The 229-nt window shown below is 56.3% G+C and carries 1 rRNA gene; it reads right to left on the reverse strand.

The window, feature by feature from the left end:
- Positions 1 to 9 precede the first annotated feature (9 nt).
- Positions 10 to 229 (reverse strand): 16S ribosomal RNA (locus PV433_RS18630); the annotation flags it as partial.

Here is a 229-nt window from a genome sequence, read left to right on the forward strand (position 1 = left end):
ACTCCATAGAAAGGAGGTGATCCAGCCGCACCTTCCGATACGGCTACCTTGTTACGACTTCACCCCAATCATCTACCCCACCTTCGGCGGCTGGCTCCTTGCGGTTACCTCACCGACTTCGGGTGTTGTAAACTCTCGTGGTGTGACGGGCGGTGTGTACAAGACCCGGGAACGTATTCACCGCGGCATGCTGATCCGCGATTACTAGCAATTCCGACTTCATGCAGGC

Origin of the sequence: Paenibacillus sp. GYB004, assembly GCF_036577605.1 — a bacterium.
GTDB classification, from domain to species: domain Bacteria; phylum Bacillota; class Bacilli; order Paenibacillales; family NBRC-103111; genus Paenibacillus_AB; species Paenibacillus_AB oceani.